27 protein-coding genes and 1 tRNA gene are annotated in these 24,493 nt (G+C 71.7%); 18 read left to right on the top strand and 10 right to left on the bottom strand.

All coding sequences use genetic code 11. From position 1 onward, the window contains the following. From VNG13_14040 to VNG13_14020, 5 genes are all read left to right on the top strand, one after another. The coding region (locus VNG13_14040; GenBank protein HVA61637.1) for an antitoxin Xre/MbcA/ParS toxin-binding domain-containing protein at positions 1 to 244 on the top strand (244 nt) is incomplete at its 5' end. Beyond that, entirely contained in the window at positions 241 to 507 is a 267-nt protein-coding gene (locus VNG13_14035; GenBank protein ID HVA61636.1) for a hypothetical protein, read from the top strand. The genes VNG13_14040 and VNG13_14035, both read left to right, overlap by 4 nt. A 10-nt stretch (positions 508 to 517) precedes the next feature. After that, complete coding sequence (locus VNG13_14030; GenBank protein HVA61635.1) at positions 518 to 709, top strand: helix-turn-helix domain-containing protein; 192 nt, start codon at positions 518 to 520, stop codon at positions 707 to 709. Positions 710 to 776: 67 nt separating this feature from the next. Next, positions 777 to 2,168: a tyrosine-type recombinase/integrase gene (locus VNG13_14025; protein ID HVA61634.1), complete on the top strand. Its 1,392-nt coding sequence runs from the start codon at positions 777 to 779 to the stop codon at positions 2,166 to 2,168. Positions 2,169 to 2,855: 687 nt separating this feature from the next. After that, positions 2,856 to 4,709, top strand: a complete 1,854-nt coding sequence (locus VNG13_14020) for a hypothetical protein (GenBank protein HVA61633.1) — start codon at positions 2,856 to 2,858, stop codon at positions 4,707 to 4,709. Positions 4,710 to 4,890: 181 nt separating this feature from the next. Here the strand turns inward: VNG13_14020 and VNG13_14015 are convergent. From VNG13_14015 to VNG13_14000, 4 genes are all read right to left on the bottom strand, one after another. Then, a tRNA-Leu gene (locus tag VNG13_14015) sits at positions 4,891 to 4,974 on the bottom strand. A gap of 49 nt (positions 4,975 to 5,023) precedes the next feature. Then, a complete protein-coding gene (locus VNG13_14010; GenBank protein ID HVA61632.1) occupies positions 5,024 to 5,530 on the bottom strand; it encodes an ATP-binding protein in 507 nt (168 codons plus the stop codon). Then, positions 5,454 to 5,969, bottom strand: coding sequence for a PP2C family protein-serine/threonine phosphatase (locus VNG13_14005; GenBank protein HVA61631.1), 516 nt, complete (start codon positions 5,967 to 5,969; stop codon positions 5,454 to 5,456). Before VNG13_14005 ends, VNG13_14010 begins: the two co-directional genes overlap by 77 nt. Before the next feature lie 60 nt (positions 5,970 to 6,029). Then, complete coding sequence (locus VNG13_14000; protein HVA61630.1) at positions 6,030 to 6,404, bottom strand: GAF domain-containing protein; 375 nt, start codon at positions 6,402 to 6,404, stop codon at positions 6,030 to 6,032. A gap of 10 nt (positions 6,405 to 6,414) precedes the next feature. On the opposite strand from VNG13_14000, the gene VNG13_13995 reads away from it, so the two are divergent. The 3 genes from VNG13_13995 to VNG13_13985 all read left to right on the top strand — a co-directional run bounded on the left by VNG13_13995 (position 6,415) and on the right by VNG13_13985 (position 9,394). Next, positions 6,415 to 6,576, top strand: a complete 162-nt coding sequence (locus VNG13_13995; protein ID HVA61629.1) for a hypothetical protein — start codon at positions 6,415 to 6,417, stop codon at positions 6,574 to 6,576. Positions 6,577 to 7,025: 449 nt separating this feature from the next. Then, positions 7,026 to 8,105 carry a hypothetical protein gene (locus VNG13_13990; protein ID HVA61628.1) on the top strand — a complete coding sequence of 360 codons (1,080 nt, stop codon included), beginning with the start codon at positions 7,026 to 7,028 and terminating at the stop codon, positions 8,103 to 8,105. Continuing rightward, a complete protein-coding gene (locus VNG13_13985; protein ID HVA61627.1) occupies positions 8,102 to 9,394 on the top strand; it encodes a M20/M25/M40 family metallo-hydrolase in 1,293 nt (430 codons plus the stop codon). The genes VNG13_13990 and VNG13_13985 overlap by 4 nt, the downstream gene beginning before the upstream one ends. Here VNG13_13985 and VNG13_13980 read toward each other — a convergent pair whose 3' ends face one another. Together VNG13_13980 and VNG13_13975 are read right to left on the bottom strand one after the other, a co-directional pair. Further along, positions 9,395 to 11,125 (bottom strand): AAA family ATPase, encoded by a 1,731-nt coding sequence (locus tag VNG13_13980; protein ID HVA61626.1) that lies wholly within the window; start codon positions 11,123 to 11,125, stop codon positions 9,395 to 9,397. It lies immediately after the preceding gene. Further along, positions 11,122 to 12,090: an aldo/keto reductase gene (locus VNG13_13975; protein ID HVA61625.1), complete on the bottom strand. Its 969-nt coding sequence runs from the start codon at positions 12,088 to 12,090 to the stop codon at positions 11,122 to 11,124. The genes VNG13_13980 and VNG13_13975 overlap by 4 nt, the downstream gene beginning before the upstream one ends. A gap of 43 nt (positions 12,091 to 12,133) precedes the next feature. Here VNG13_13975 and VNG13_13970 point away from each other — a divergent pair, with 43 nt between their 5' ends. From VNG13_13970 to mshC, 6 genes are read left to right on the top strand one after another with little or no spacing between them, the layout of a single operon-like run. After that, positions 12,134 to 13,183, top strand: coding sequence for an LLM class F420-dependent oxidoreductase (locus VNG13_13970; GenBank protein ID HVA61624.1), 1,050 nt, complete (start codon positions 12,134 to 12,136; stop codon positions 13,181 to 13,183). A gap of 4 nt (positions 13,184 to 13,187) precedes the next feature. After that, a complete protein-coding gene (locus tag VNG13_13965; GenBank protein HVA61623.1) occupies positions 13,188 to 13,883 on the top strand; it encodes an MSMEG_4193 family putative phosphomutase in 696 nt (231 codons plus the stop codon). A 9-nt stretch (positions 13,884 to 13,892) separates the two neighbouring features. Continuing rightward, positions 13,893 to 14,429 carry a DUF3090 domain-containing protein gene (locus tag VNG13_13960; GenBank protein ID HVA61622.1) on the top strand — a complete coding sequence of 179 codons (537 nt, stop codon included), beginning with the start codon at positions 13,893 to 13,895 and terminating at the stop codon, positions 14,427 to 14,429. Further along, complete coding sequence (locus VNG13_13955) at positions 14,399 to 15,145, top strand: SCO1664 family protein (GenBank protein ID HVA61621.1); 747 nt, start codon at positions 14,399 to 14,401, stop codon at positions 15,143 to 15,145. The genes VNG13_13960 and VNG13_13955 overlap by 31 nt, the downstream gene beginning before the upstream one ends. Before the next feature lie 13 nt (positions 15,146 to 15,158). Then, positions 15,159 to 15,704, top strand: a complete 546-nt coding sequence (locus VNG13_13950; protein ID HVA61620.1) for a GNAT family N-acetyltransferase — start codon at positions 15,159 to 15,161, stop codon at positions 15,702 to 15,704. A gap of 9 nt (positions 15,705 to 15,713) precedes the next feature. Then, a complete protein-coding gene (gene mshC / locus VNG13_13945; protein ID HVA61619.1) occupies positions 15,714 to 16,946 on the top strand; it encodes a cysteine--1-D-myo-inosityl 2-amino-2-deoxy-alpha-D-glucopyranoside ligase in 1,233 nt (410 codons plus the stop codon). Here mshC and VNG13_13940 read toward each other — a convergent pair. The 3 genes from VNG13_13940 to VNG13_13930 are packed head-to-tail and all read right to left on the bottom strand — an operon-like array spanning position 16,943 to position 19,201. Continuing rightward, on the bottom strand, positions 16,943 to 17,785 hold the full coding sequence (locus VNG13_13940; protein HVA61618.1) for a PAC2 family protein: 843 nt from the start codon (positions 17,783 to 17,785) through the stop codon (positions 16,943 to 16,945). The genes mshC and VNG13_13940 overlap by 4 nt on opposite strands. Before the next feature lie 4 nt (positions 17,786 to 17,789). Beyond that, a complete protein-coding gene (locus VNG13_13935; GenBank protein ID HVA61617.1) occupies positions 17,790 to 18,734 on the bottom strand; it encodes an alpha/beta hydrolase in 945 nt (314 codons plus the stop codon). 5 nt (positions 18,735 to 18,739) lie between these two features. Beyond that, positions 18,740 to 19,201, bottom strand: a complete 462-nt coding sequence (locus tag VNG13_13930) for a universal stress protein (GenBank protein HVA61616.1) — start codon at positions 19,199 to 19,201, stop codon at positions 18,740 to 18,742. 151 nt (positions 19,202 to 19,352) lie between these two features. Here VNG13_13930 and metH point away from each other — a divergent pair, with 151 nt between their 5' ends. Genes metH through VNG13_13910 form a run of 4 tightly spaced genes read left to right on the top strand, consistent with a single transcriptional unit; the run spans position 19,353 to position 24,150 of the window. Further along, positions 19,353 to 22,820: a methionine synthase gene (gene metH / locus VNG13_13925; protein ID HVA61615.1), complete on the top strand. Its 3,468-nt coding sequence runs from the start codon at positions 19,353 to 19,355 to the stop codon at positions 22,818 to 22,820. Then, positions 22,817 to 23,485, top strand: coding sequence for an HAD family phosphatase (locus VNG13_13920; protein ID HVA61614.1), 669 nt, complete (start codon positions 22,817 to 22,819; stop codon positions 23,483 to 23,485). The genes metH and VNG13_13920 overlap by 4 nt, the downstream gene beginning before the upstream one ends. Beyond that, positions 23,482 to 23,736 (top strand): Smr/MutS family protein, encoded by a 255-nt coding sequence (locus tag VNG13_13915; protein ID HVA61613.1) that lies wholly within the window; start codon positions 23,482 to 23,484, stop codon positions 23,734 to 23,736. The genes VNG13_13920 and VNG13_13915 overlap by 4 nt, the downstream gene beginning before the upstream one ends. A gap of 39 nt (positions 23,737 to 23,775) precedes the next feature. Further along, positions 23,776 to 24,150: a hypothetical protein gene (locus tag VNG13_13910; protein ID HVA61612.1), complete on the top strand. Its 375-nt coding sequence runs from the start codon at positions 23,776 to 23,778 to the stop codon at positions 24,148 to 24,150. On the opposite strand, the gene VNG13_13905 is transcribed toward VNG13_13910, so the two are convergent. After that, a complete protein-coding gene (locus VNG13_13905; protein ID HVA61611.1) occupies positions 24,147 to 24,491 on the bottom strand; it encodes a metallopeptidase family protein in 345 nt (114 codons plus the stop codon). The two genes, VNG13_13910 and VNG13_13905, sit on opposite strands and share 4 nt — an antisense overlap. Between the last annotated feature and the right edge of the window lie 2 nt (positions 24,492 to 24,493).

The following is a 24,493-nucleotide window of genomic DNA, read 5'->3' as shown; positions in this document are numbered from 1 at the left end:
CTGCGAATGGCGAAGCGGCACCCGCCACGTCAGCCCCCGCGCCTACACCATGCTCACCACGCTGCGCGACACCGTCGCCGAAGCCGACCGGCACCTCTCCGGTAACGACACGCTGCTGTGGCTGCGCGCCACCAACCCGGCGCTTGACGGCCATCGTCCCTTGGACGTTGTCCGTTTCGACGCCAACCGTGTCCGTGATGCCGCTGCACGCATCGCTGGCCACGACGTCAGTGAAGCGTCATGACCACGACCCGCCTCTCGGATGACGTGGCGATCACGTTCACAGCGCGAGGGGAGCGGGCCCTCGAAGCCCTCGCGCAAGCCCTTGTGAACGGGGCCGAGCTGACACCGGCCGGGATTGCCGACCTCCTTGAGCGTCTCAACCACACGTCAGCGGCCGACCTTGCCGCGGCTTTCACCGCGATCGCAGCCGAGATCGGCGCCACCGAACCCGACGGATGCGCGTCGCCAGGCCTGCGCCCGTCGCACCGGGTCGGATCTTCATGAGAGACACGCCATGACCACGGCCCAGTCGGCCGGCGTGGAGCCGCTGCTGACCGTCGACGAGGTCGCCCAAGTGCTGCGGATGAGTAAGGACTGGGTGTACCGACACCGCCACGAGCTCCGCGCGATCAAGCTCGGGCGCGAACTCAGGTTCACTTCCGCCGATCTGAGGCTGTGGATAACCCGAAACGCTGGCGGACGCTGAGCGGATCATAAAGAGGCGGCCGGCGGCACGCCGCTGTCGCCGCACGATCTCCCCGGGGACGGTTCACATGGCTCGACGCAGCAAGGGCGAGGGCACCACCTACCAGGACCCGGCCTCCGGCACCTACACGGCCGAGATCACCGTCGACGGGCGGCGACATCGCAGGAAGGGCTTCTCCAGCCAGGCGGCGGCCACCCGCTGGCTGCGTGACCTGCTGAAGACCGCGGACAACAACGAGGGGAAAATCCTCGCCCCGAGCCGAGTCACCGTCGGCGAATGGCTCAACGAGTGGGAGAACGTTATCCAGCGCCGAGTACGTCTCGGCACGATGAGCGAAACCACCTTCGAGTCCTACCGGAAGAACATCCGGCTGCACATCCGGCCGCAGCTAGGTCAGCTGCGGATACAGCAGGTCAACGCCCGGCACCTCAGCGAGCTCTACGATGAGCTCCTCGGGCACGGCAGCCCTGGCGGCAATGGCAAGCTGTCGCAGCGCACCGTCGCCTACATACACGCCATCCTGCGAGCTTGCTTCCGTGATGCGATCACCCGCAACCCGCCGCTACGGCAGGCGAACCCGTGCTCGCAGATCAACAAGGATGACCTTCCACGCACACCTGCCCGCGCCGACCGGGGCCGCTACAACGTCTGGGAGCCGGAGCAGATCCTCGCCTTCCTGCAGCACTACAAGGCCCATCGGCTCATCGCCCTGTACTGGCTGTACTTCACCCGCGGCTCTCGACGCGGCGAGCTGCTCGGCGTTCGCTGGCCCGAGGTCGATCTCGAGCACGGCACAATCCACCTGATTCGCAATCGCACTGCCCACGCCGGCCGGGTCATCGAGCGGGAGACCACCAAGGGCCAAGGCCAAGGCCGCCTCATCCCGCTCGACTCGTTCCTCGTCGAGATCATGAAGGATCATCGTCGCCGCTGGGAAGCCGAACGTGAAGCCGCGATCGCGGCCGATGGGTGGCAAGACACCGGGTACGTATTCGTTCACGATGGTGTGCGTCACCCCGAACACAAGGCGGGTGGACCGTTGCATCCGGAGCGCCTGTCCAGGAGCTTCCGCAGGATGATTGTCGCCTACAACAAGGCGCATCCCGACTCCGTCCTACCGGAGATCCGGCTACATGATGCCCGGCACTCGACTGCGACGAGCATGATCTTCGCCGGCATCGATGAGCAGGTCGTCGCCGAGATCCTCGGCCACGACAGCGTCGTCATAACTCGGACCATCTACTCGCACGTCCACAAGGAACGGGCTGCCCGGGCAGCCGCGATGATGACCGAACTCGTCCTCGGGCCGCCCGAGAATGCGGCACCCGACACCGCAGCAGCGTCGACGAAGCCTCAGCGACGAGTCGTCGGTGAGGGCGGCGACGCAGCCGAGCGGCGTGAGCGCGGCTCACCTCGCCCTGCCCGGTCACGGCGACGCCCAGCCGCCGGTCGCGACTGACGTCCCCGTGGTCAGCGCCGGCCGCTCGCTGTGCAGAGCGGCGCCTTGCGGCCCGGCAATGCTCTGTCCGCGTTTTGCCGATGCTGCACGCGTGTCCGTGCCCGGATGATCAGTACTGTCATGTGGCGCTCAGCATGCCGACTTGCAAAGCGAGCGTGGGACCCCCGGGTCTCGTCTGACCCGGGCGTCAGTCGCGGATCAGTTCGGCGGTCTGCAAAGCGATTGTCTGTCGCTGGCTCTGAACCGCGGTCGTTGGGCAGGGCAAGAGATCGCGCTCGTCGCATCCGGAGACGATCAACGGGTGGGAATCATCTCCCTCGGCGTCGGCGGCCTATAGCTCGGGGGGTATGGCCTCGGGGGCGTATGGCTCAGCAGTGCACAGACGGAGAGCCCCGCGCTTTCGTGACATGCGGCCACAGCCCTTGCCTCATCGTGTCCGGGTCGCGAGGATCGTCGGTGACCGACGCTCGAAGGTGAGGGCGTGCACACCTACCGACAGGAAACGACGACGTGTCCACTCGGCCCACCCCGCGCAAAACCACGGCCGGCGGGGCTGCCGGGCCCCGCTGCCGGGCCGCGACGGTGAGCACACTACGCGCGGTCCCGGACGTTGACAGTGGCTTCGCCGATTCGACCCGGCCTGACGAACCGGTGTCGGCGATGGCGGGGCGGTAGCGGACCGGGCCCATGGCGAGCCGGCTCATCTACCCCCGGTTGGCGGCGCTGGATCCGGCGCTGCTCGCCCGCTGGTACGTCGAGGAGCGGCGCAGCGCCGGCTGGATCGCGGCCGAGGTCGGCCGGTCGTCCCAGTATGTCCGCGATGCGCTGAGGGCGGCGAGCATCCCGCTGCGTCCGGCGGGTGCGAACAAGGAGGTGCCGGTTGATGCGGCGACGCTGCGCCGCTGGTACGTGGACGAGGGGTTGAGTTGCGCCCAGATCGCCGCACGAATCCGCTTCAGCGCCTCGGGGGTGGCGGGGCTGCTGGCGCGCCACGGCATACCAGCGCGCCGGTTCGCCGGTAGTCGTCCTGTCGTACCCGATCCGGGGCTGGTCGACACGCTGCGTGAGCTGCACCACCAGCAGCGGCTGCCCCTGGTCGAGGTAGCCCGACGGATGGGGCTCTCGGTCGACCAGGTCAAGCTGCGCATGGTCCGTGGCGGGTTATCGATCCTGCCGCCGCAACGATCGAGACTGGGCTTGACGGCGGAGGTGCTGACCGAGTGGCACGTCGAGCAGGGGCTGACGGTGCCAGAAATCGCGGCGCGGGCGGGCTGCAATCAGGCCACGGTTCGAGAGCTGCTGCACCGGTTCGGTGTTCCACACCGACGCGCGCCGCGCCAGCCGGACCCGCGGCTGGCGTCGCTGACGCGGGAGCTGTTGGAGGAGCTCTACTGCCGGCAACGGCTCACTCGGGCGCAGGTCGCGGCCCAACTGGGCTGCAGCGTAAGCCGCATCGCCGCCGGCCTACACCGTCACGGCATCCAGCCTCGACCCCGCGGCACTCGCCCGGACCGCCCCGAGCCGCTGCCGCTGACCCGCGAGCTGCTCGAGCAGCTCTATGTGAGCGAGCGTCGCAGCGTCGCGGACATCGCCCGGCACACCCGCCACGCGACCGGGCTGGTCCGCCAGGCCCTCGTGGACCACGGCGATCCGCTGCACCAGCCGAGCCCGCGGTCGCCCTCGCCGCTCGACCCGGCCACACTGCGCCAGCTCTACGTCGAGCAACGCTGGGCGCGGAGCAAGATTGCCAGCGCTCACCAGGTACCCGAACACGCAGTCACGATCGCGTTGCGTCGCCACGCCATTCACCGGCCGGCCGTGCCTCCGCCGCATCCTCCGCCTCCAGCGGCACCACCCGATGCAACCCTTCACACGCTGTACCTCAAGCACGGCCGCACCCTCGCCCAGCTCGCCCAGCGGTTCCACACCAGCGTCCCGATCGTCCGAGGTTGGCTGTTGGCCGCTAAGGTCCCGATCACGCCGCGCACCAGCCGGGCCAGCCGAGCGGACCTGCCGGCCGAGACCCTGCAGGACCTGTACTGGGCGCACGGGCTCAGCGGCCGAGAAGTCGCCGAGTACCTCGGCGCGGCCTTGCCGAAGGTGCTGCGAGCGATGCACGACCACGGTATCCCGGTGCGCACGCGCCGGCGCCACCACGCGACGATTCAGCTGCTCGACGAGCTGTATGACGACCGGCAGATCACCGACGCGCTCGCCCGGTCTGGCGTTCCGCAGCGGCCACAACCCGGTACCATCGCCGAGCGGTTCCCCGTTCCAGTGCCGCTGGGGGAACGGCTGCTGGGCGAGCTCTACGACGAGCTCGGCCTGTCCGCCCGCCACATCGAGTTGCTGACCGGCCAACCCCACGAGCAGATCCTCGATGCCCTGCGTGCCGCAGGTCTCAAGCCGCGCCGCAACGCTGGTGCCAGTCCCTGGCGTCGGCGTCTTCTCGGCGAGCTACCGAGCAGTCCGCCGTACCCGGCCGAGGCGGTCACTGCTGCCGCACCGGGCGACCCCGTGCACACAGCCGGAAACCCTTAGTCGCGGGGCCGTTCGCCGCTCATCCCGCGGGTCGAGAACCGCGCGAAATAGACCCCCCTGGCCGCGTCACTGAATCAAGATCGAACACATAGACCCCCCGATAAACCCCCCTGGCGAGATCATGTGAGGCGACTCTGACGAAAATCCCCTGAAGAATAAGGACTCTTGAGGGTCAAGATCGTGTCGGAGGGGGGACTTGAACCCCCATGCCCTTGCGGGCACATGGCCCTCAACCATGCGCGTCTGCCTATTCCGCCACTCCGACGTGGCACCGGGACCCCGCTGGGGCACCGTCCGGCGCGGCGCCGACGATATCAGCCGGGCTCGTCCCGGCGCCGGGATGAGCCGACGGTGTCCCGCGCCGGCAGGCGCAACGCGCACCAGACGACCTTGCGCCCGTCGACGAGGATTCGGGCGCCCCAACGGCTGGCGAGCGCATCGACCAGGTTCAGGCCCCGCCTGTCCTCGCGATCGAGGGTGAACTGCCGGCGGTGCGGTATCCGGCCGTGTCCGTCGACCACCTCGATGTAGAGCTCCCGCTCGGTGCGGTGCAGCCGAAGCTCGAGGTCCCCGTGGGCGTGTCGGATCCCGTTGGTGACCAGCTCGCCGACCAGCAGTTCCGCGGTCGGCAGCAGGTCGGCGGGAACATCCCAGGGCGCCAGGCTGGCGCGCAGAAACGCCCGGGCACGGCGGACCGCGGTGGCTTCCGGAAGCAGCGGGAGCGTGGCCAGGTAGGGCGCGAGATCAGGGTCCGGTCGCACCGCGACGAGGGCCACGTCGTCGTCGTGTCCCTCGTCCGGGTCGAGCAGTCGGGTGGCCAAGACGGGGGATATCGGTCACGCGCCCGGGTACCGGGGTGAGCGCTTCGATCAGCCGGGTGATGCCAACGTCGAGGTCCGCGGTGCGGCTCTCGACCGGACCCTCGGCGTAGCGGACAAGTGTGGATCCCACGGGGAATTCCACCTCGCTCTGGTCGTATGGGCTTCCGCCCGCGCCGGGCGGGGGACCGCCCTGGGTTAGCAGCTCGACCCGCTGCGCCCCCAGCAGCAGTGGGGGCAGGTGGCCGGCGTTGGCCAGGCACAGCGCCTGTTCCGCGGGGTCGTAGACCGCGTAGACGCAGGTCACTATGCCGTCACCCACCTCGTCGAGCCCGTCGCCCACCTCGTCGAGGTAGGTGAGGGCGTCCGCCGGCGGCAGGTCCTGCACCGCGTAACCGCGGACGCCGGCCCGCAGTTGTCCCGTCAGCGCGGCTGCGCGGATCCCACGGCCCAGATGACGATGGCTACCCGGCCGGCGGTGAGTTCGATCGGGTCGTACCAGTCACCGCCGACCCGACCGCTGTTCCTTGCGAAACAGCAGCGCGCTGTCGATCGCCACCGCGGCCCGGCTGGCCAGTCGCGCCGCCAGCGCGATCTCGTCGGGCCCGAACCGCCGCGGGCTCGCGGACAGGGCGAAGGACAGCACACCGAGGTTCTGGCCGCGGGCGACCAGCGGCACCGTGATCGCCGAGTGCAACCCCACCTGCCTGGCGAACGCCGCGGACTCGGGGGTGGGGGCGACAGCCGCGAAGTCGAACTCCGACGTTTCGCCGGGCGTGACTACAGTGCGACCAGTCGTGAGCGCCTCGAGCGTCGGCTGTCCCGGCTGGTAAGCCACCTCGCGCCCGGGCAATGTCCAGGCTTCGTGGGCCGGCAGCAGCTGGGGCGTGGCTCAGCGCCTTTCGCCGGATCCGACCGTCCTGGTCGATCAGGTCCACGATGCAGTGGTCGGCGAAGCCGGGGACGACCAGGGCGGCGAGCGTGCGGTCCAGGTCGAGCGATTCGGCGAGCAGGCTGCTCGCCTCCCCGGTCTGGAACACCCCGCGTAGCGACACACCTATCCGGCCGCCGAGCTCGCCGGGTACCTCCTCGACGTGACGTCCCTCGACCTCCTCGGGCCGCGCCCGATGATGGCGGCCAAAGCCGGATTGATCTGGACATAGCCGAGATCCCGGTCGAGCACTCCGACACCAGGGACCCGTCGAAGAGCGCCTGCGGCAAGTGTCCACGCGCGCTGAGCGCAACGTCGACCAGCGGTCCCACGGCCTGCCGACCGAAGCCGCCCAGGACATCGAGGCCCTCGGCCACGCTGATCACCTCGACGTTTCCGAGCTGCCGCCCCGCGGCCCAGACCACTTTCGCGCCACACCGGCATGGGAGGCGAAACAACGGGAAAACTACGGTTTAGCCACACCTTGGTCCCGCTGCGCCACAACCCCCCGGACGCAGCCTCCCGCTGATACCGTCACCCGCGAGGATTCAACGAGAGGACATCGCCATGCGCGCCACGAGTCGACTGATGACCGCCGGCGCCCTCGCGCTCGTGACTGCCGCCTCGGCAGCCGGGTGCGGTGGCAACAGCGCCAAGGGGGGCGTCGCCGGGAGCACCCCGCAGGCTCGCTTCCAGAACGCCATGACCGCGCTCGGGCACGGCAGCGCCTTGACCATGACATTCAAGATCGACGTGACCGCGGCCCAGGCGGCGGCGATCGACCAGGCGACCGGCAGCAAGAGCAGCCCGACCACCGATCAGCTCATCTCGACCGCGAGCCTCACGGTCTCGGAGAAGCTCACGAACGGCAAGTCGCTCGACGCCCAGCCGGTGGACGCCTCCGCGTTGCAGGTGGACGTCGCAATCAACGTCGGCGGTGGTCCAGTTGTCGAGATCCGTTACCTGGGTGGAACCCTCTACGCCCGGCTGGGCACAACCGAGATCGCACAGATCGCCGGGCCGAAGGGCGCCCAGACCCTGTCCGGCCTGTCTGCCCAGATCCCGCCCACGCTGACCTGGGCGCACGCCGCCCTACAGGGCCAGTGGGTGTCCATCACGCTCGCCCAGATCAAGAGCCTCGAAGCGCAGTTGCCCGGCGCCAAGGCGACGCCCAACGCCGCCCAGCAGCAGTCGTTCCTCGCCGGTCTGCGCGCGATCCTCGCCCGCGACGTCACCGTCGCCGACAGCGGCACCGCGTCCGACGGCAGCGACCACCTGGTGCTGAGCGGCAACGTGCGGACCCTCGCCACCGACCTCGAAGCCGCGATCGGCTCGCTCGTCCCGTCGGCGTCCAGCGCGCTGTCCAAGGCCAATCCGCAGCGGCTCCCGGACAAGGTGCTGAACATCGACGCCTACGTCTCCAACGGCATCGTTTCGAAGATGGTGTTCAATGCCGCGCAGACGCTCTCGGCCACGGATCAGGCGAAGCTGCACGGACAGGGCATCCCGATCGAGGTGGACTTCAGCCAGAGCGCGGCCGCCGTCCAGGCTCCGTCCGCCACACCGATCGACCTGTCGCAGATCTTCAGCCTGCTCGGTAACCTGGGCCGGAGCAGCTCGAGCCAGCCTTCATCCTCTTCCGGATGACCGGAGCGCCGGCCGCCGACGATGTCGTCGAGCTCTGCCGGGACCTGATTCGAATCGACAGCTCGAATCCGACGAGCAACGAGCGGGTCGCCGCCGAGTACGTGGCTGCCCGGCTCTCCGAGGTCGGCCTCGACCCGAAGGTGATCGAATCCGCGCCGGGCCGGGCGAACGTCGTCGCCCGGTTCGAAGGGACCGACCCGAGCCGGCCCGCGTTGCTCATCCACGGGCATCTCGACGTGGTCCCCGCCGACGCCGCGGACTGGTCGGTTGACCCGTTCGCCGGAGAGATCCGCGACGGCTGCCTCTGGGGTCGTGGCGCCGTCGACATGAAGGACATGGACGCGATGACCCTCGCGGTCGTGCGGGCCCGTGCGCGGGAGGGGCGGCTACCCCCGCGCGACATCGTGCTCGCGTTCGTCGCCGACGAGGAAGCCGGCGGTACGTTCGGCTCCCGCTATCTCGTCGACCAGCATGCCGAGCTCTTCGAGGGATGCACCGAGGCGATCAGCGAGGTCGGCGGGTTCAGCCTCACGGTCGGGCAAACCCGGCTCTATCCGATCGAGACCGCGGAAAAGGGGATCGCCTGGTTGCGATTGACGGCCCGCGGTCGCGCCGGACACGGTTCGATGCTCAACGAGGCGAATCCCGTCACAGCACTTGCGCAGACGGTCGCGCGGATCGGCGCGCACCGCTTCCCGACCGTGCTCACCCCCGCCGTCGAGTCCTTTCTCGTCGAGGTCGCGGCCGCGCTCGGTCAACCGTTCGATCCGGCGTCCCCGGAGGATCTGCTGCCCGGCCTCGGCGCCGCCGGCAAGATCGTTGGCGCGACCCTGCGGCACACCGCCAACCCGTCCATGCTCGACGCCGGCTACAAGGTGAACGTCATACCGCAGATGGCGCACGCCAACATCGACGGTCGGTTCCTGCCCGGCCACGAGGACGACTTCTTCGCGGCCATCGACGGGCTCCTCGGTCCGGGCGTGACCCGGGAGACCATTCACCGTGACATCGCCTACGAGACGACGTTCGACGGTGACCTGCTGGAGGCGATGATGGCCGCGCTGGTCGCGGAGGACCCGGAAGCGAAGCCGGTTCCGTACTGCCTGTCCGGTGGAACCGACGCGAAGTCGTTCAGCCGGCTGGGGATCCGCTGCTTCGGGTTCTCTCCGCTCCAGCTACCCGCCGACCTCGACTTCTCCGGGATGTTCCACGGCGTCGACGAGCGGGTGCCGCTCGATGCCCTGGCATTCGGCACCCGGGTTCTCGACCGCTTCCTCACCGCCTGCTAGTCAAACCGGGCGGGGGCTCGATTCCCGGAGCAGTGCGGCAAGACGCGTCCGACGCGGGCGGGCGCCCACCGCGCGGACCGCGTGCGCCAGGGCCGGTCCGCAGGCGTGCACGATCGACAGGTGGCGCTCGGCACGGGTGAATGCCGTGTAGACCAGCGGCCGGGACAGCAGGCCACCGGCTTCCGCCGGCAGCACCGCGACGACGGCCGGCCACTCCGAGCCCTGTGCCCGGTGCACCGTGATCGCCCACCCGTGCGCCAGGTCCCCGAGCACGGCGGCGGGCACCTCGACGAGGCCGGTCCCGAAAACCACCTCCAGGCCGCCGCCGTCGGAGAGCGCGACCACCACGCCGACCTCGCCGTTGGCGAAACCGAGGTCGAGATGGTTCGCGGTGGCGACGACGCGGTCCCCTGGGTCGAACCCGCCCCGGGCACCGGGGCCCTCGTTGAGAATGCTCTTCAACGCTTGGTTCAGCGCGACCGTGCCCGCCGGCCCGCGGTGGACTGGCGTGCACACCTGGATGTCCTCGGTGGGGATGCCGAGGGCCCGCGGTATCGAGTCGGTGACCAGTTGCACCGTGCGACGGGCAGCCGCCTCGGCGCCTCCTGCGGGGACGACGACCACCTCCGGTTGCGGGCCTGGCGGGTCGATCGCCGGCAGCTCGCCGGTTCGCACCGAGCTGGCCAGCCTGGCGATCGCGCCGCCGATGGCCTGGCGGTGCAGGGTCGTCAGCTCGGTGACCGGCGTGACGGCCGAATCGACGATGTCGCCGAGCACGCGGCCGGGACCGATCGAGGGCAGCTGTGCCGGGTCCCCGACCAGCACCAGGTGGGTGCCGTCCGCGCACGCGTCCAGCAGCGCGGCGGCGAGCTCGACGTCGAGCATCGACGTCTCGTCGACCACGACGACGTCCGCGTCCAACGGCCAGCTCTCGCCACGAACGAAGTTGCCGGTGCGCCCCTGGGCGCCGAGCAGCCGGTGCAGGGTGCCGGCCGGCTCACCGGTGAGCTCCTCGAGTCGTTTGGCCGCCCGCCCGGTGGGCGCGGCCAGGGCCAGCCGATGGTCGTGCTCGTGGGCGAGCTTGACCAGGGCGGCCACCGTCCGGCTCTTCCCGGTGCCCGGGCCGCCGGTGAGCAGGCTGACGCCGTGCGCCGCGGCGGCGGCGACCGCCGCGCGTTGCGCGTCGTCGAGTCCAGCGGCGGCGGCCTCCGCCTCGTCAGGGTCGGACAGCGGCTCCGCGGTGGCGGCCAGCCGCGGCAGCCCGTCGGCGACCGAGTCCTCCGCCATGGCGTAGCGGGCGAGGGCCAGCAGCTCCGGCTCGAAACCGAGTACCCGGTCGTCCTCGATCGCCGCCTCGATCGCGGCTCGTGGCTGCGGGAATCCGAGGCCGGCGACCGCACGGTCGACCACGGACTCGGCGACGACGGTGTGCCCGTCCCGAGCCGCCCGGCTCAGGGCGTGGACCACGAAGGCCCGGCCGCGCCTCCCGTCGTCGCGCTCCGGGCGGGGGTCGGCGACCTCCAGGGCGAAGCGATCCGCGGCATCCGGCCGGACCCCGGGTAGGTCCAGAACCAGCCACGGGTCCTCGACGATCCGTCCGGCCGCCCGCTCGCCGAGCAAGGTCACCGCCGCCGTGGCCAGCCGCTCCGGCAGGCCACCACGGCTGAGCAGCGCGGCGACCTCGGCCCGAGCCTCGTCGCGGGCGGTGGCCCGGCTGCCCGGGGCGCTCACGCGGTGGGGTGTCCCGACGTCGGCGCCGAAACGTCGTCGAGGGCCTCGCGAATCTCATCGGGCAGTACGACGTGCTCGGCGTCGAGTGAGCCCTTGAGCTGGGCGACGGTCCGGGCCCCGACGATCGGCGCGGTCACGCCGGGCCGATCACGCACCCAGGCGAGTGCGACGGCGACCGGGGAGACCCCGAGCCCGTCGGCCGCGGTGAGTACGGCGCCGACGATCCGGGCGGACCGTTCGTCGAGGTAGGGCTGGACGAAGTCGGCGAACGCGGGGGACGCCCCGCGCGAGTCGGCCGGCGTGCCGCCCCGGTACTTCCCGGTGAGCACGCCGCGGCCGAGCGGTGACCAGGGCAGGATGGCGAGGCCGAGGTCGATCGCCGCCGGCATGACCTCGTGCTCGATCGCGCGCTGGAGCAGCGAGTACTCCACCTGTGTCGAGACCAGCGGACTACGGCCGGGCCAGGCCCGCTGCCAGGTAGCCGCCTTCGCGGTCTGCCAGCCGCTGTAGTTCGAGACCCCGACGTAGCGGGTGCGGCCCGAGCTCACCGCCGTATCCAGCGCGGCCAGGGTCTCTTCGATCGGTGTCGCCGGGTCGAAGGCGTGCATCTGCCAAAGGTCGACATGGTCGAGCCCCAGCCGCTCCAACGACGCGTCGAGGGCATCGAGCAGGTGCCGTCGGGACGCGTCCCGGGCCCTGGGTTCACCGCGACGGGACGCCGCCTTCGTGGCGACCACGATGTCCCGGCGGTCGACGTCACCGCGGGCCAGCAGCCGGCCGAGCACCCGCTCGCTCTCGCCCTCGACGTAGACGTCCGCCGTGTCGACCAGGGTGCCACCCGCATCGACGAATGCGGTGAGCTGGGCGGCGGCGTCGTCGGCGTCGGTGTCGCGGCCCCAGGTCATGGTGCCCAGTCCCAGCCGGGAAACGGTGAGGCCGGTGTGGCCGAGGGGTCGCTGTTCCATGAGCGACGAGGCTATCCCGCGAGGTCCGATACGCTCCCGATCCATGCGACTCGGGATCAACCTCGGCTACTGGGGCGCCGGCAACGACGCGGAGAACCTCGAGCTCGCCCGGGCCGCGGAGCGGCTCGGATACGCGGTGGCCTGGGCCGCCGAGGCCTACGGCTCGGACACCGCCACGATCCTCGCCTGGGTCGCCGCGCACACCGAGCGGATCGACATCGGCAGCGCCGTGTTCCAGATCCCGGCCCGGACCCCGGCGATGACCGCGATGACCGCGGCGACCCTCGATACCCTCTCCGGCGGCCGGTTCCGGCTCGGACTCGGGGTATCCGGTCCGCAGGTATCCGAGGGCTGGCACGGGGTGCGCTTCGACTCGCCCCTCGGGCGGACCCGGGAGTACGTGGACATCATCCGGCTCGCCCTGTCCCGGGAACGGGTGGCCTATCAGGGCCGGCACTACACGCTGCCGTTGCCGGATGGCCCCGGCAAGGCGCTCAAGCTCACGGTGCACCCGGTCCGGGACAACATCCCGATCTACCTGGCGGCGATCGGGCCGAGGAACCTCGAGCTGGCCGGGGAGATCGCCGACGGCTGGCTGGCCGTCTTCTTCTCCCCGGAGTACGCGGCCGAGCAGCTCGCGCTGGTCCGGGCCGGGCAGGACCGGGCCGGCCGTTCGGGTCAGGCGTTCGATGTGGTCCCGACCGTCCCGGTCGTCGTCGGGGCCGACGTCGCGGAGTGCGCCGAGCCGGTTCGCGGGTACGCGGCGCTCTACGTCGGGGGCATGGGCAGCCGCGATCGCAACTTCTACAACGCGCTGGCCCGCCGGATGGGCTTCGACGAGGCGGCCACGGTGATCCAGGACCGCTACCTCGAACGCGACTACGCCGGGGCCGGCGCCGCGGTCCCGGTCGAGTTCATCGACCGGACCAGCCTGCTCGGTCCGCCGCCCCGGATCGCGGACCGGCTCGGCGAGTACGCCAAGTCCGGGGTGACCACGTTGACCGTGAGCCCGCACGGGGCGACCCTCGCCGAGCGGGTCGATACGCTGCGCACGGTCGCCGAGGCGTTGGACCGCGCCGGCGTCGGCGACTGATCAGTTGGCCACGGTTCTGCTCGTCCGGCACGGCCTCACCGCCCAGACCGGCCCCGTCCTCAGCGGCTGGACGCCGGGGATCTCGCTGGACGAGCGGGGCGCCGCCCAGGCCGCCGCGCTCGCCGGGCGGCTGCGGCCCGTCCCGGTGCTCGCCGTCGTCTCCAGCCCGCTCGATCGCTGCCGGGAAACCGCGCAGGCCCTGGTCGCCGGGCGCGGGCTCGACGTTGCGGTCGACGACCGGCTCGGTGAGGCCCGCTACGGCGACTGGACCGGGCAGGAGCTCGCGAAGCTCGCCAAGAACCCGCTCTGGCGGGTCGTCCAGGCGCATCCCTCCGCGGTCACCTTCCCCGGCCCGGCGGGCGAGGCGCTGGCCGACACCCAGCGCCGGGCGGTCGCCGCGGTGCGGGACTGGAACGAACGGCTCGGCCCGAACGCCACCTGGATCGCGGTGTCCCACGGGGACGTGATCAAGGCCGTCGTCGCGGACGCGCTCGGGCTGCACCTGGATCTGTTCCAGCGGATCAGCGTCGATCCGGGGTCGCTCACCGCGATCCGCTACACCGAGCTCCGGCCGTTCGTGCTCCGGCTCAACGACACCGGCGGCGCCGTCGACGACCTGCGACCGGCCAAGCGCGGCCGCCGGCGCGCGTCGAGTGACGCTCCCGTCGGTGGTGGGGCCGGCGGCGCGGCCGCCACGTAGGGTCGACTCGTGGCCGGACAGGAACATTCCTTCGACCCGCCGGACCGGTTCGTCGCCGGCACGGTCGGCGAGCCGGGGGAGCGCACCTTCTACCTTCAGGCCAGCGGCGCGGGGCGGACCATCTCGGTGTCGCTCGAGAAGGTCCAGGTCGCGGCGCTCGCCGAACGGCTCGACCAGCTGCTCGACGAGCTGCTCCGCCGGGAGGGCGCCGGCTCGGACATCCCGGCGGTCGCCGCCCGCGAACTCACCGATGTCGCGCCGCTGGAGGTCCCGATCGCCGAGGAGTTCCGGGTCGGCACGCTGGGGTTGACCTGGGATCCCGAGGATCGGCGGGTGGTCATCGAGGCGTCCTCGCTCGACGCCTCGGGGGAGGTGCCGGCGGACCCCGACGTGCTCCGGGTGCGGATCGGCCCGGGCCCGGCGAGGGCCTTCGTGCAGCGCGCCCTCCGGGTCGTCTCGGCCGGCCGGCCGCCCTGCCCGCTGTGCGGCCTCCCGCTCGACGCCACCGGGCACGTGTGCCCCCGCCAGAACGGGCACCGGGGCTGAGTCGGCTCGACGTCGACGAGGCGCTGGAACTGCTGGCCCGCGGCCGGCTCGAGCTGGTGGGCCGGCTGGTCGACGCGTCGAACGCCACGCTGTACGCCACCGTCACGGCCGCCGGGGTGGAGGCGGCCTGCGTGTACAAGCCGGTGGCCGGTGAGCGGCCGCTCTGGGACTTCCCGGACGGGACGTTGGCCGCCCGCGAGGTCGCCGCGTACCGGGTCAGCGTGGCCACCGGTTGGGAGATCGTCCCCCCGACGGTCATGCGGGACGGACCGTTCGGCCCCGGCATGTGCCAGCTCTGGATCGAGACCGACCAGACCGTGGACCTGGTGGCGCTGGCCCGCTCCGACCACCCGCAGCTGCGTCGGATGGCCGTCTTCGACGCGGTCGTCAACAACGCCGACCGCAAGGGGGGCCATCTGCTGCCGACCGTCGACGGGCACGTCTTCGGCGTCGACCACGGCGTGTGCTTCTCCCCGGAGGACAAGCTGCGGACGCTGCTCTGGCGCTGGCGTGGGCAGCCGCTGACCGCGGACGCGATCGACGTGCTGTCCGCGGTCCGGTCCGCGCTCGACGGGGGGCTGCGCGCGGACCTGCTCGAGCTGCTCACCCGCCGGGAGGTGACCCGGACGGTCGCCCGGCTGGACCGGCTCATCGCCGGCCGCCGATATCCGATGCCCAGCGAGGAGTGGCCGGCGGTACCGTGGCCCCCGTTCTGAGCGGAGGCCGGACGTGCACCCGATCGTGCTGCACACCGAACGGCTGGTGCTCCGCGGTTTCACCCGCGCCGACATCGCCGCGGTGCACGCCGCCTGCCAGGACCCGGCGATCCAGCGCTGGACCACCGTGCCGTCGCCCTACCGGCTGGCGGACGCCGAGTCGTTCGTCACCGACATCGCCCCGCGCGGCTGGTCGACCGGGGAGGACATGCCCTTCGCGGTTACGAGGGACGGCGCCCTGCTCGGCGCGGCCGGGCTGCACCGCCGTGGCCGCGACCCCGGGATCGCCGAGGTCGGGTTCTGGTGCGCCGCCGAGAGCCGGGGACAGGGCTATGTCACCGAAGCGGTCCGGGAGATCGCCCGCTGGGCGTTCGAGGACCTGGGGGTGCAACGCCTCGAGTGGTACGCCGAGGTCGGCAACACCTCGTCCCGGCGGGTCGCCGAGAAGCTCGGGTTCTCGGTGGAGGGCCTGCTCCGCAAGTTCCTGCTCCACCGGGGCGACCGGGTCGACGGCTGGGTCGCCTCGCTGCTCCCCGGGGAGCTAGTCGAGTCCCCGTAAGCTCCGGGCATGCAGTCCTGGGCGGCGCCGGTCCTGCCGCGGCTGGCGCCTGCCGGGCCGGACCGGCCGTGGCCGCGCGTCTACGACAGCGCCAGCGCCACCCTCGTCCCAGTTGCCCGGGGCCGCCCGGCACTGCTCTACGTCTGCGGGATCACCCCGTACGACGCGGCCCATCTCGGCCACGCCGCCACCTACGTCGCCTTCGACACCCTCCAGCGGGTCTGGCGGGACGCCGGGCTGGACGTGCGCTACGTCCAGAACGTCACCGACGTCGACGACCCCCTGCTCGTGCGGGCGGCGCGGACCGGCGAGGACTGGACCGCCCTGGCCGGGCGCGAGATCGACCGGTTCCGTTCGGACATGTCGGCCCTCCGGCTGCTGCCACCGGACGTCTATCCCGGCGTCGTCGAGTCGATCGACCTGGTGGTCGGTTTCATCGCCACCCTGCTCGAGCGTGGGGCCGGCTACGAACTCGACGGCGACATCTACTTCCCGGTGGCCGCCGCCACCCGTTTCGGTGGGGTCGCCCATCTCGACCGGACGACGATGCTCGGGCTCAGCGCCGAGCGGGGCGGCGACCCGGACCGGCCGGGGAAGAAGGACCCACTCGACGCGCTGCTCTGGCAGGCCGCCCGGCCCGGTGAACCGGCGTGGGAATCCCCGTTCGGCCCGGGACGACCCGGCTGGCACATCGAATGCGCGGCGATGGCCCTCGCCCACCTCGGCCCGACGATCGACGTGCAGGGCGGCGGCAGCGATCTGCGCTTCCCGCACCACGAGTTGTCCGCGGCCGAAGGGACGGTCGCCTCGGGCGTCTTCCCGTTCGCCCGGGCGTTCGTGCACGCCGGGATGGTCGGCCTCGCCGGGGAGAAGATGTCGAAATCCCGCGGCAACCTGGTGTTCGTCTCCCGGCTGCGCGCCGAAGGGGCCGACCCCACCGCGATTCGGCTGGCGCTGCTGGCCCACCACTACCGGGAGGACTGGGACTGGACCCACGCGCAGCTGGACGCCGCGGCCGGCCGGCTCGAGCGGTGGCGGTCGGCGCTCGGGCGCCCGGACGGCCCACCCGCCGCCGCGGTCCGGCACGAAGTCCGGGTGGCGCTCGCCGAGGACCTGGACAGCCCGGCTGCGATCGCCGCCGTCGACGCCTGGGTCGCCGCCTGCCTGGCGGGGACCGGCAGCGCCGAACCCGGGGAGCCGCAGGCGGTCGCCGACCTGGTCGACGCGCTGCTCGGCGTCTAGCGCTCCGGACCGTCCCCGCGGCGGCGCAGGTAACGCTCGAATTCGCGCGCGATCGCATCGCCACTGGCCTCGGGGAGCTCCGCCTCCGGCTCGCGGGCCTCGAGCGAGCGGACGTACTCGCCGATCTCCGCGTCCTCCCGGGCCAGCTCGTCGACCCCGAGCTCCCAGACCCGGGCCGAGTCGGCGAGGTCGCCGAGCGGCACGACCGCATCGAGCATGTCCTCGACCCGGCGCAGCAGGGCGAGGGTCGCCTTCGGGCAGGGCGGTTGCGCGGCGTAGTGCGGAACCGCGGCCCAGAACGACGCCGAGGCGAGGCCGGCCCGGGCGCAGGCGTCCGCGAAGACCCCGGCGATCCCGGTCGGGCCCTCGTACCGCGAGCCTTCGAGCCCGAGCCGGGTCGCGGTCCGCGGATCCGAGGCGGTGCCGCTGACCGGCACCGGGCGGGTGTGCGGCGAGTCGGAGAGCAGCGCGCCCAGGGTGACGACGCTGGTGACGCCGAGTTGGCGGGCCAGTTCGATGATCTCGTTGCAGAAGGCGCGCCAGCGCATGTTCGGCTCCAGCCCGCGGAGCAACACGATGTCCCGCTCACCGGGGGCGGTGGACGCATGGGCCAGCCGGGTGGTGGGCCAATCGATGCGACGGGTCACCCCGTCGATGAGGGACACCATCGGGCGGTTGACCTGGAAGTCGTAGTAGTCGTCCGGGTCGATCGCGGCGAGCGGCAGTCCGGACCAGGCGCTCTCCAGATGCTCGATCGCCCCGGTGGCCGCGTCGGCCGCGTCGTTCCAGCCCTCGAAGGCGGCGAGGAGTATCGGCGAGCGGAGCGCGGGGAGGCCCATCGCGTCACCCCCGTCCGACGGCCGTGTCCGCGGCGGCCGCCCGGACGAGCCCGGCGACCAGCGCCGGCCACTGCAAGGGTACGTCGTGCAGCGCCCCGCCCCAGCGGAACAGCCGAGGTTGCGCCAGGGCGGTCGCCGCGATCTCGAGGCCGGCGTTCTTCTGGACCGCCCAGTCCGTGGCGGTTCCGCCCCGGATCTCCTCGTCGCCGGCGACGGCCTCACACGACACCAACCAGGCCGGGCAGCGGATCCCCGCGAAGACGGCTGCGGCGTCGTAGTCGAGCAGCGCGTCGACGACCTGCATGTGCGCGTCCCACGGGAAGCGGGCTCTGGCCAGGCCGTCCGGGCCGACCCCGAACACCGGCAGGATCGCGGCTTCCAGCTCCGGTGACCACCACGGTGCGAGCGGCCCGTGGGCGAGCAGCCCGGCCAGCTCCGTCGGCGGCAACGCCACCCGCGGCGGGGCCATCCGCTCCCGGATCGCGCCCCGGTCGGCCGGGGACACACCGCCCGGAGCGGACAGGCCCCCGTCGAGGGCGACCGCGGCCAGGGTCCGTTCCGGGTGCTTCGCGGCGAAGGTCAGGGCGATCGCGGCCCCCCACGAGTGCCCGACGACGACCGCCCGGTCGATGCCCAGCGCGTCGAGGGCGGTGGCGACATCGGCGACCACCTGCTCGGTGTCGTACCCCGAGGCCGGCCGCTCGGAGTCGCCGTGGCCGCGGGCGTCCAGGGCGAGCAGCGGGAACCCGGACAGCTCCGGGACGACAAGGTTCCAGAACCGGCGCTGACTCGCCAGGCCGTGCAGCAGCACCACGGGCGGGCCGCTGCCCGCGTGGCGCACCGGCCAGCGGGTGGCGGCCAGCCGGACCCCGTCCCCGGGCAGGTCGAGATCGATGCCACCGGCGACCGGCGTGCGCGACCCGAGCGGCTCCAGGTCGGGCTCACCCATCCGCGCTAGCGCCCGCCGTCGGTCGTGTGGACGATCAGCACGTCGCAGGACGCGCGATGGGAGATGTTCGCCGGCACCGAGCCGAGCAGCCGGCCGGCCAGGCTGTTCAGTCCGCGGTTTCCGACCACCACCAGATCGGCCCCCGCGTCCTTGATGACCCGGACCAGGGTCTCCACCGGGTCGCCCTGCTCGCTGCGGGTGGTGACGTCGGTCGCACCCGCCTTGCGGGCCCGCGCGTCGGCGTCGCGGAGCAGGTCCTCGGCCGGGTGCGACCCGGTGACCTTGTAGGTTTCCTCGCCGAGTTCCCGGGACGCCCGGTTGCGGGTGCGCTCGTCGATGGGGGTGTAGGCGCAGGCGATCAGCAGTTTCGCGCCGGTGGCCTGGGCCACGGCGGCGGCTCGGTCGACCGCGACGAACGACGACTCCGACCCGTCCGTGCCGACGACGATCGTGCGATAACTGCCCACGGGAACCTCCTCGGCTGCGGTCCGCCGCCGGTCCGCCGCTGGTCCGACGCTGCTCCGTCGCACCGTATCCCGGCCGCGCCGTCGGACAAACCGGTGGCCCGCCCCCGGTAGACTCGGTTTTCGCTATCCACCTGCTCTGGAGCCGCCGGTCATGCCCGCCGACCTCATCCGCGCGCTCGCCGAGCGGGTCGTTGTCGCGGATGGCGCGATGGGCACGATGCTGCAAGCCGCCGGTCTCGACCTCGACGACTTCGAGGGGCACGAAGGCTGTAACGAGATCCTCAACGTCACCCGGCCCGATGTCGTCCGCGGGGTGCACGACGCCTACTTCGTCGTCGGCTGCGACGCGGTCGAGACCAACACCTTCGGCGCCAACCTCGCCAATCTCGCCGAGTACGGGATAGCCGATCGGATCTACGAGCTGTCCGAGGCCGGAGCGCGGCTCGCCCGAGAGGTCGCCGACGGTTACAGCACCCCGGACCGGCCGCGTTGGGTGATCGGCTCGGTCGGTCCCGGAACCAAGCTGCCGACCCTGGGCCATGCCCGGTACGCCGACCTGCGCGACGCCTACCAGGCCGAGGTCGCCGGGCTGATCGCCGGCGGCGCGCACGCGATTCTCGTAGAAACGGCGCAGGATCTCCTCCAAGCCAAATCCGCCCTTAACGGCGCCCGCCGCGCCTTCCGCGCGGCGGGAACACGGCTGCCCCTATTCGTGCAGATCACCATGGAGACCACCGGGACCATGCTGCTCGGCTCGGAGATCGGGGCGGCGCTCACCGCGCTCGAGCCGTTGGAGATCGACCTGATCGGCCTGAACTGCGCGACCGGCCCGGCCGAGATGAGCGAGCACCTTCGGTACCTGTCCCGGCAGGCGCGGGTGGGGTTGTCCTGCATGCCCAACGCCGGCCTGCCGGTGCTCGGCACGGACGGGGCGTCCTACCCACTGACCCCGACCGAGCTGGCCGACGCGCACGAGACGTTCACCCGGGACTATGGGCTGGCCCTCGTCGGTGGTTGTTGCGGCACCACCCCCGAGCATCTGGCCGCCGTGGTCGAGCGGGTGGGCGGCCGCCCCGTGAGCGCACGCCGGGTCCATCCGGAGGCGGCGTGCGCCTCGCTTTACCAGAGCATCGGGTTCCGCCAGGACACGACCTACCTGACCATCGGCGAGCGGACGAACACCAACGGGTCCAAGGCGTTCCGCGAGGCGATGATCGAGGGCCGATGGGACGACTGTGTCGGCATCGCCCGCGAGCAGACCCGCGACGGCGCGCACCTGCTCGACGTGTGTGTCGACTACGTCGGCCGCAATGGCGCCCTCGACATGCACGAGGTGGCTTCCCGGTACGCCACCGCCTCGACCCTGCCGCTGATGATCGACTCGACCGAACCCGACGTGATCGAGGCCGGGCTCGAGTGCCTCGGTGGGCGCAGCGTCGTCAACTCGGTGAACTACGAGGACGGGGACGGCCCGGAGAGCAATTTCGCGCGCAAGATGGCGATGGTCGCCGAGCACGGGGCGGCGGTCGTCGTCATGTGCATCGACGAGCAGGGCCAGGCCCGGACCGCCGAGCGCAAGGTTGCGATCGCCCGGCGCACCATCGAGGACCTGACCGCGAACTGGGGGATGCACGTTTCGGACATCCTGGTGGACTGCCTGACCTTCACCCTGGCGGCCGGGTTGGAGGAGTCCCGTCGGGACGGCCTGGAGACCATCGAGGCGATCCGTGGGCTCAAGCGCGCGTATCCCGATGTGCAGACCACGCTGGGCCTGTCCAACGTGTCGTTCGGCCTCAACCCGGCCGCCCGGATGGTGCTCAACTCCGTGTTCCTGCACGAGTGCGTCAACGCCGGGCTGGATTCGGCGATCGTGCACGCCTCGAAGATCCTGCCGATCGCCCGGATCTCGGACGAGCAGCGCGAGGTCGCGCTCGACCTGGTCTACGACCGCCGCCGCGATGGCTACGACCCGCTGACGGCCTTCCTCGACCTGTTCGAGGGCGTGAGCGCGGCGGACAACCGCGCGACCCGGGCCGAGGAGCTGGCCGGGCTGCCGCTGTCCGAGCGGCTCGCCCGGCGGATCGTCGACGGCGAGCGGATCGGGCTGGAGGCCGACCTGGACGAGGCGCTGACCGTCCGGCCCGCACTGGAGATCATCAACGACACGCTGCTCGAGGGCATGAAGGTCGTCGGTGAGCTGTTCGGGTCCGGGCAGATGCAGCTGCCGTTCGTCCTCCAGTCGGCCGAGGTCATGAAGGCCGCGGTGGCCCATCTCGAGCCGCACATGGAGAAGGCGGACACCGCGGGCAAAGGCACGATCGTGCTGGCGACGGTGCGCGGGGACGTGCACGACATCGGCAAGAACCTCGTCGACATCATCTTGTCGAACAACGGGTACACGGTCGTCAACCTCGGCATCAAGCAGCCGATCTCGGCGATCCTCGACGCCGCGACGGAGGCCTCGGCGGACGCGATCGGGATGTCCGGTCTGCTCGTCAAGTCCACCGTGGTGATGAAGGAGAACCTCGAGGAGATGAACTCCCGGGGGGTCGCCGCCCGCTGGCCGGTGTTGCTCGGGGGCGCCGCCCTGACCCGCGCCTACGTCGAGCGGGACCTGGCGGCGGTGTACCGGGGCGAGGTCCGCTACGCGAGGGACGCGTTCGAGGGGCTGCGGTTGATGGACGCGGTGGCCGCGATCAAGCGCGGAGAGCCGGGGGCCGGATTGCCCGCGCCCAGGGCGCCCCGGGTCGCCCGCACCGTGCGGACCGAGATCGACGAGCCGGTCGAACCGCCCGGGCGCTCCGACGTGGCCACCGACGTGGCCGTCCCGACCCCGCCGTTCTGGGGCGACCGCGTGGTCAAGGGAATCGGGCTGGCGGAGTACGCGTCGATGCTCGACGAGCGGGCGACGTTCATGGGCCAGTGGGGGCTGCGCGGCGCCCGCGGGGAGGGTCCCTCTTACGAGGAGCTGGTCGAGACCGAGGGTCGCCCGCGCCTGCGGATGTGGCTCGAGCGGATGCAGGCCGAGCAGTGGCTCGAGGCCGGCGTCGTCTACGGGTACTACCCGTGCGTCAGCAAGGGCGAGGACCTGATCGTGCTGCACGAGGACGGGTCCGAGCGCGCCCGGTTCACCTTCCCCCGCCAGCGCCGGGACCGGCGGCTGTGTCTCGCCGACTTCTTCCGGCCGGAGGAGTCGGGGCAGATCGATGTGGTCGCTTTCCAGCTGGTCACCGTCGGAGGGCGGATCGCCGAGGCGACCAAGGAGTTGTTCGAGCGCAATGCCTACCGGGACTACCTCGAGCTGCACGGCCTGTCGGTGCAGCTCACCGAGGCGCTCGCCGAATACTGGCATTCGCGGGTCCGCGAGGAGCTCGGGATCCGGGCCGGGGACGCCGATTCGCTCGACCAGGTGCTGGCGCACCAGGGGTATCGCGGATCGCGCTACTCGTTCGGCTACCCGGCCTGCCCGAATCTGGAGGACCGGGCGATCATCGTCGAGATGCTCCGGCCGGACCGGATCGGGGTGACCCTGTCCGAGGAGTTCCAGCTGCATCCCGAGCAGTCCACCGACGCGATCGTCGTGCACCATCCCGAGGCGAAGTACTTCAACGCCCGATGAGGTCGGCCGCGGCCGTCCTGTTCGACCTGGACGGGCTGCTGGTCGACTCCGAGCCGCTGTGGACCCGGGCCGAGGTGGAGCTCGCCGCGAGCCTCGGCCATGTCTGGGATCCGGCGCTCAAGGCGGCCATCGCCGGCACCCGGCTGGAGCTCGCGGTACCGACGATCCTCACCCACTACGGCATCGAGCCGGACGCCGACACCGTCTCCGCGGCCAGCGAGTTCCTGCTCGCCCGGATGGCCGAGCTGTTCGCGACCGACCTGCCGACCCGGCCGGGGGCGGTTCAGCTCGCGGACGCGATCCGCGCCGCCGGCGTCCCGATCGCGCTGGTGTCCTCCTCCTACCGGCGCCTCGTCGACGCCGCGCTCGCCGGTCTCGGCGAGCATCGCTTCGACGTCACCGTGGCCGGTGACGAGGTGACCCACGGCAAGCCCGACCCCGAGCCTTACCTGCGGGCGGCCGCCGGGCTCGGGGTCCGGGCCGGGGACTGCGTGGTGCTCGAGGACGCACCCGCCGGGGTCGCCTCGGGGGAGGCGGCCGGTGCGATCGTCGTGGCGGTCCCCGACGTCGTCCCGATCGCGCCCACCCCACTGCGCCCGGTCGTGGCCACGCTCGCCGGCATCGACCTCGACTGGCTGCTCGGCCTTCCCTGGACGCTGCGGTGAAGCTCAAACTCGACCTGCACGACATCTACAACCGGGGCGACGACATCGACCGGGCGCTGCGCGCGATCATCGACGAGGCGGTGGCCAGGAAGGCGCCGCTGGTCGAGATCATCCCGGGAAAGGGCTCCGGCGCCCTGAAGAAGCGGGTGTTGCGTTTCCTCGAGCAGAAGGAGATCAAGGCCCTGTACCACCGGGTGGAGAAGGACTCGGACAACTTCGGCCGGGTCTTCGTCCATTTCCGCTGGAAGTAGCCGGCTCCGGATCGCCCGCCCGGGCGGCAGGATAGCGGGATGGCCACCTTCGAGTTCCGCTTCGATCCGCGCTTTGCCCTGCCGCTCGCCGCGCTCGGTGTGCTACCGAGAACCACGTCGGTCACCGTGAGCGAGACGGTGCTCGTCGTGCGGTTCGGGCTGTGGCGATTGCGCACCGGGTTGGACAACGTGGCGGGGGTGGAACGGTCCGGTCCGTACCGCGCCTACCGGGCGATCGGCCCGCGGCTGTCCTTCACCGACCATGGGGTCACCTTCGGAACGAACACCCGGGCCGGGTTGTGCGTGAAGTTCCACCGCCCGGTTCCCGCGCTCGAACCGTCCGGCCGGCTCCGCCACCCCGGGATGACCGTGACGGTCGAGGACCTCGAAGGGTTGGCAGGCGCGCTCGGTTAGGCCCAGCCCAGCTCCCGGAGCCGCTCGTCGTCGATGCCGAAATGATGGGCGACCTCGTGTACCACGGTGACCCGCACCGCCTCGACCAGCTGCTGCTCGGTCGCGCAGCGGGCGCTGATGGTGTCCCGGAAGATCGTGATCTGATCGGGGAGGACGCCGGCGTAGTGGGTGTCCCGGCTGGTCAGCGGGACGCCGCGGTAGAGCCCGAGCAGGTTCGGTGCCGGCGCGACGTCCTCGACGAAAACCCCGACGTTGCGCATCTGCCGCCCCAGTTCCGGGGGCAGGCCGTCGAGGGCGTCGCCTACCAGCTCCTCGAACCGCTGCCGGCTCACCTCGATCATGC

The organism is Mycobacteriales bacterium (assembly GCA_035533475.1).
Taxonomy (GTDB): Bacteria; Actinomycetota; Actinomycetes; order DATLTS01; family DATLTS01; genus DATLTS01.
This window is presented reverse-complemented; position numbering and strand designations above follow the sequence as displayed.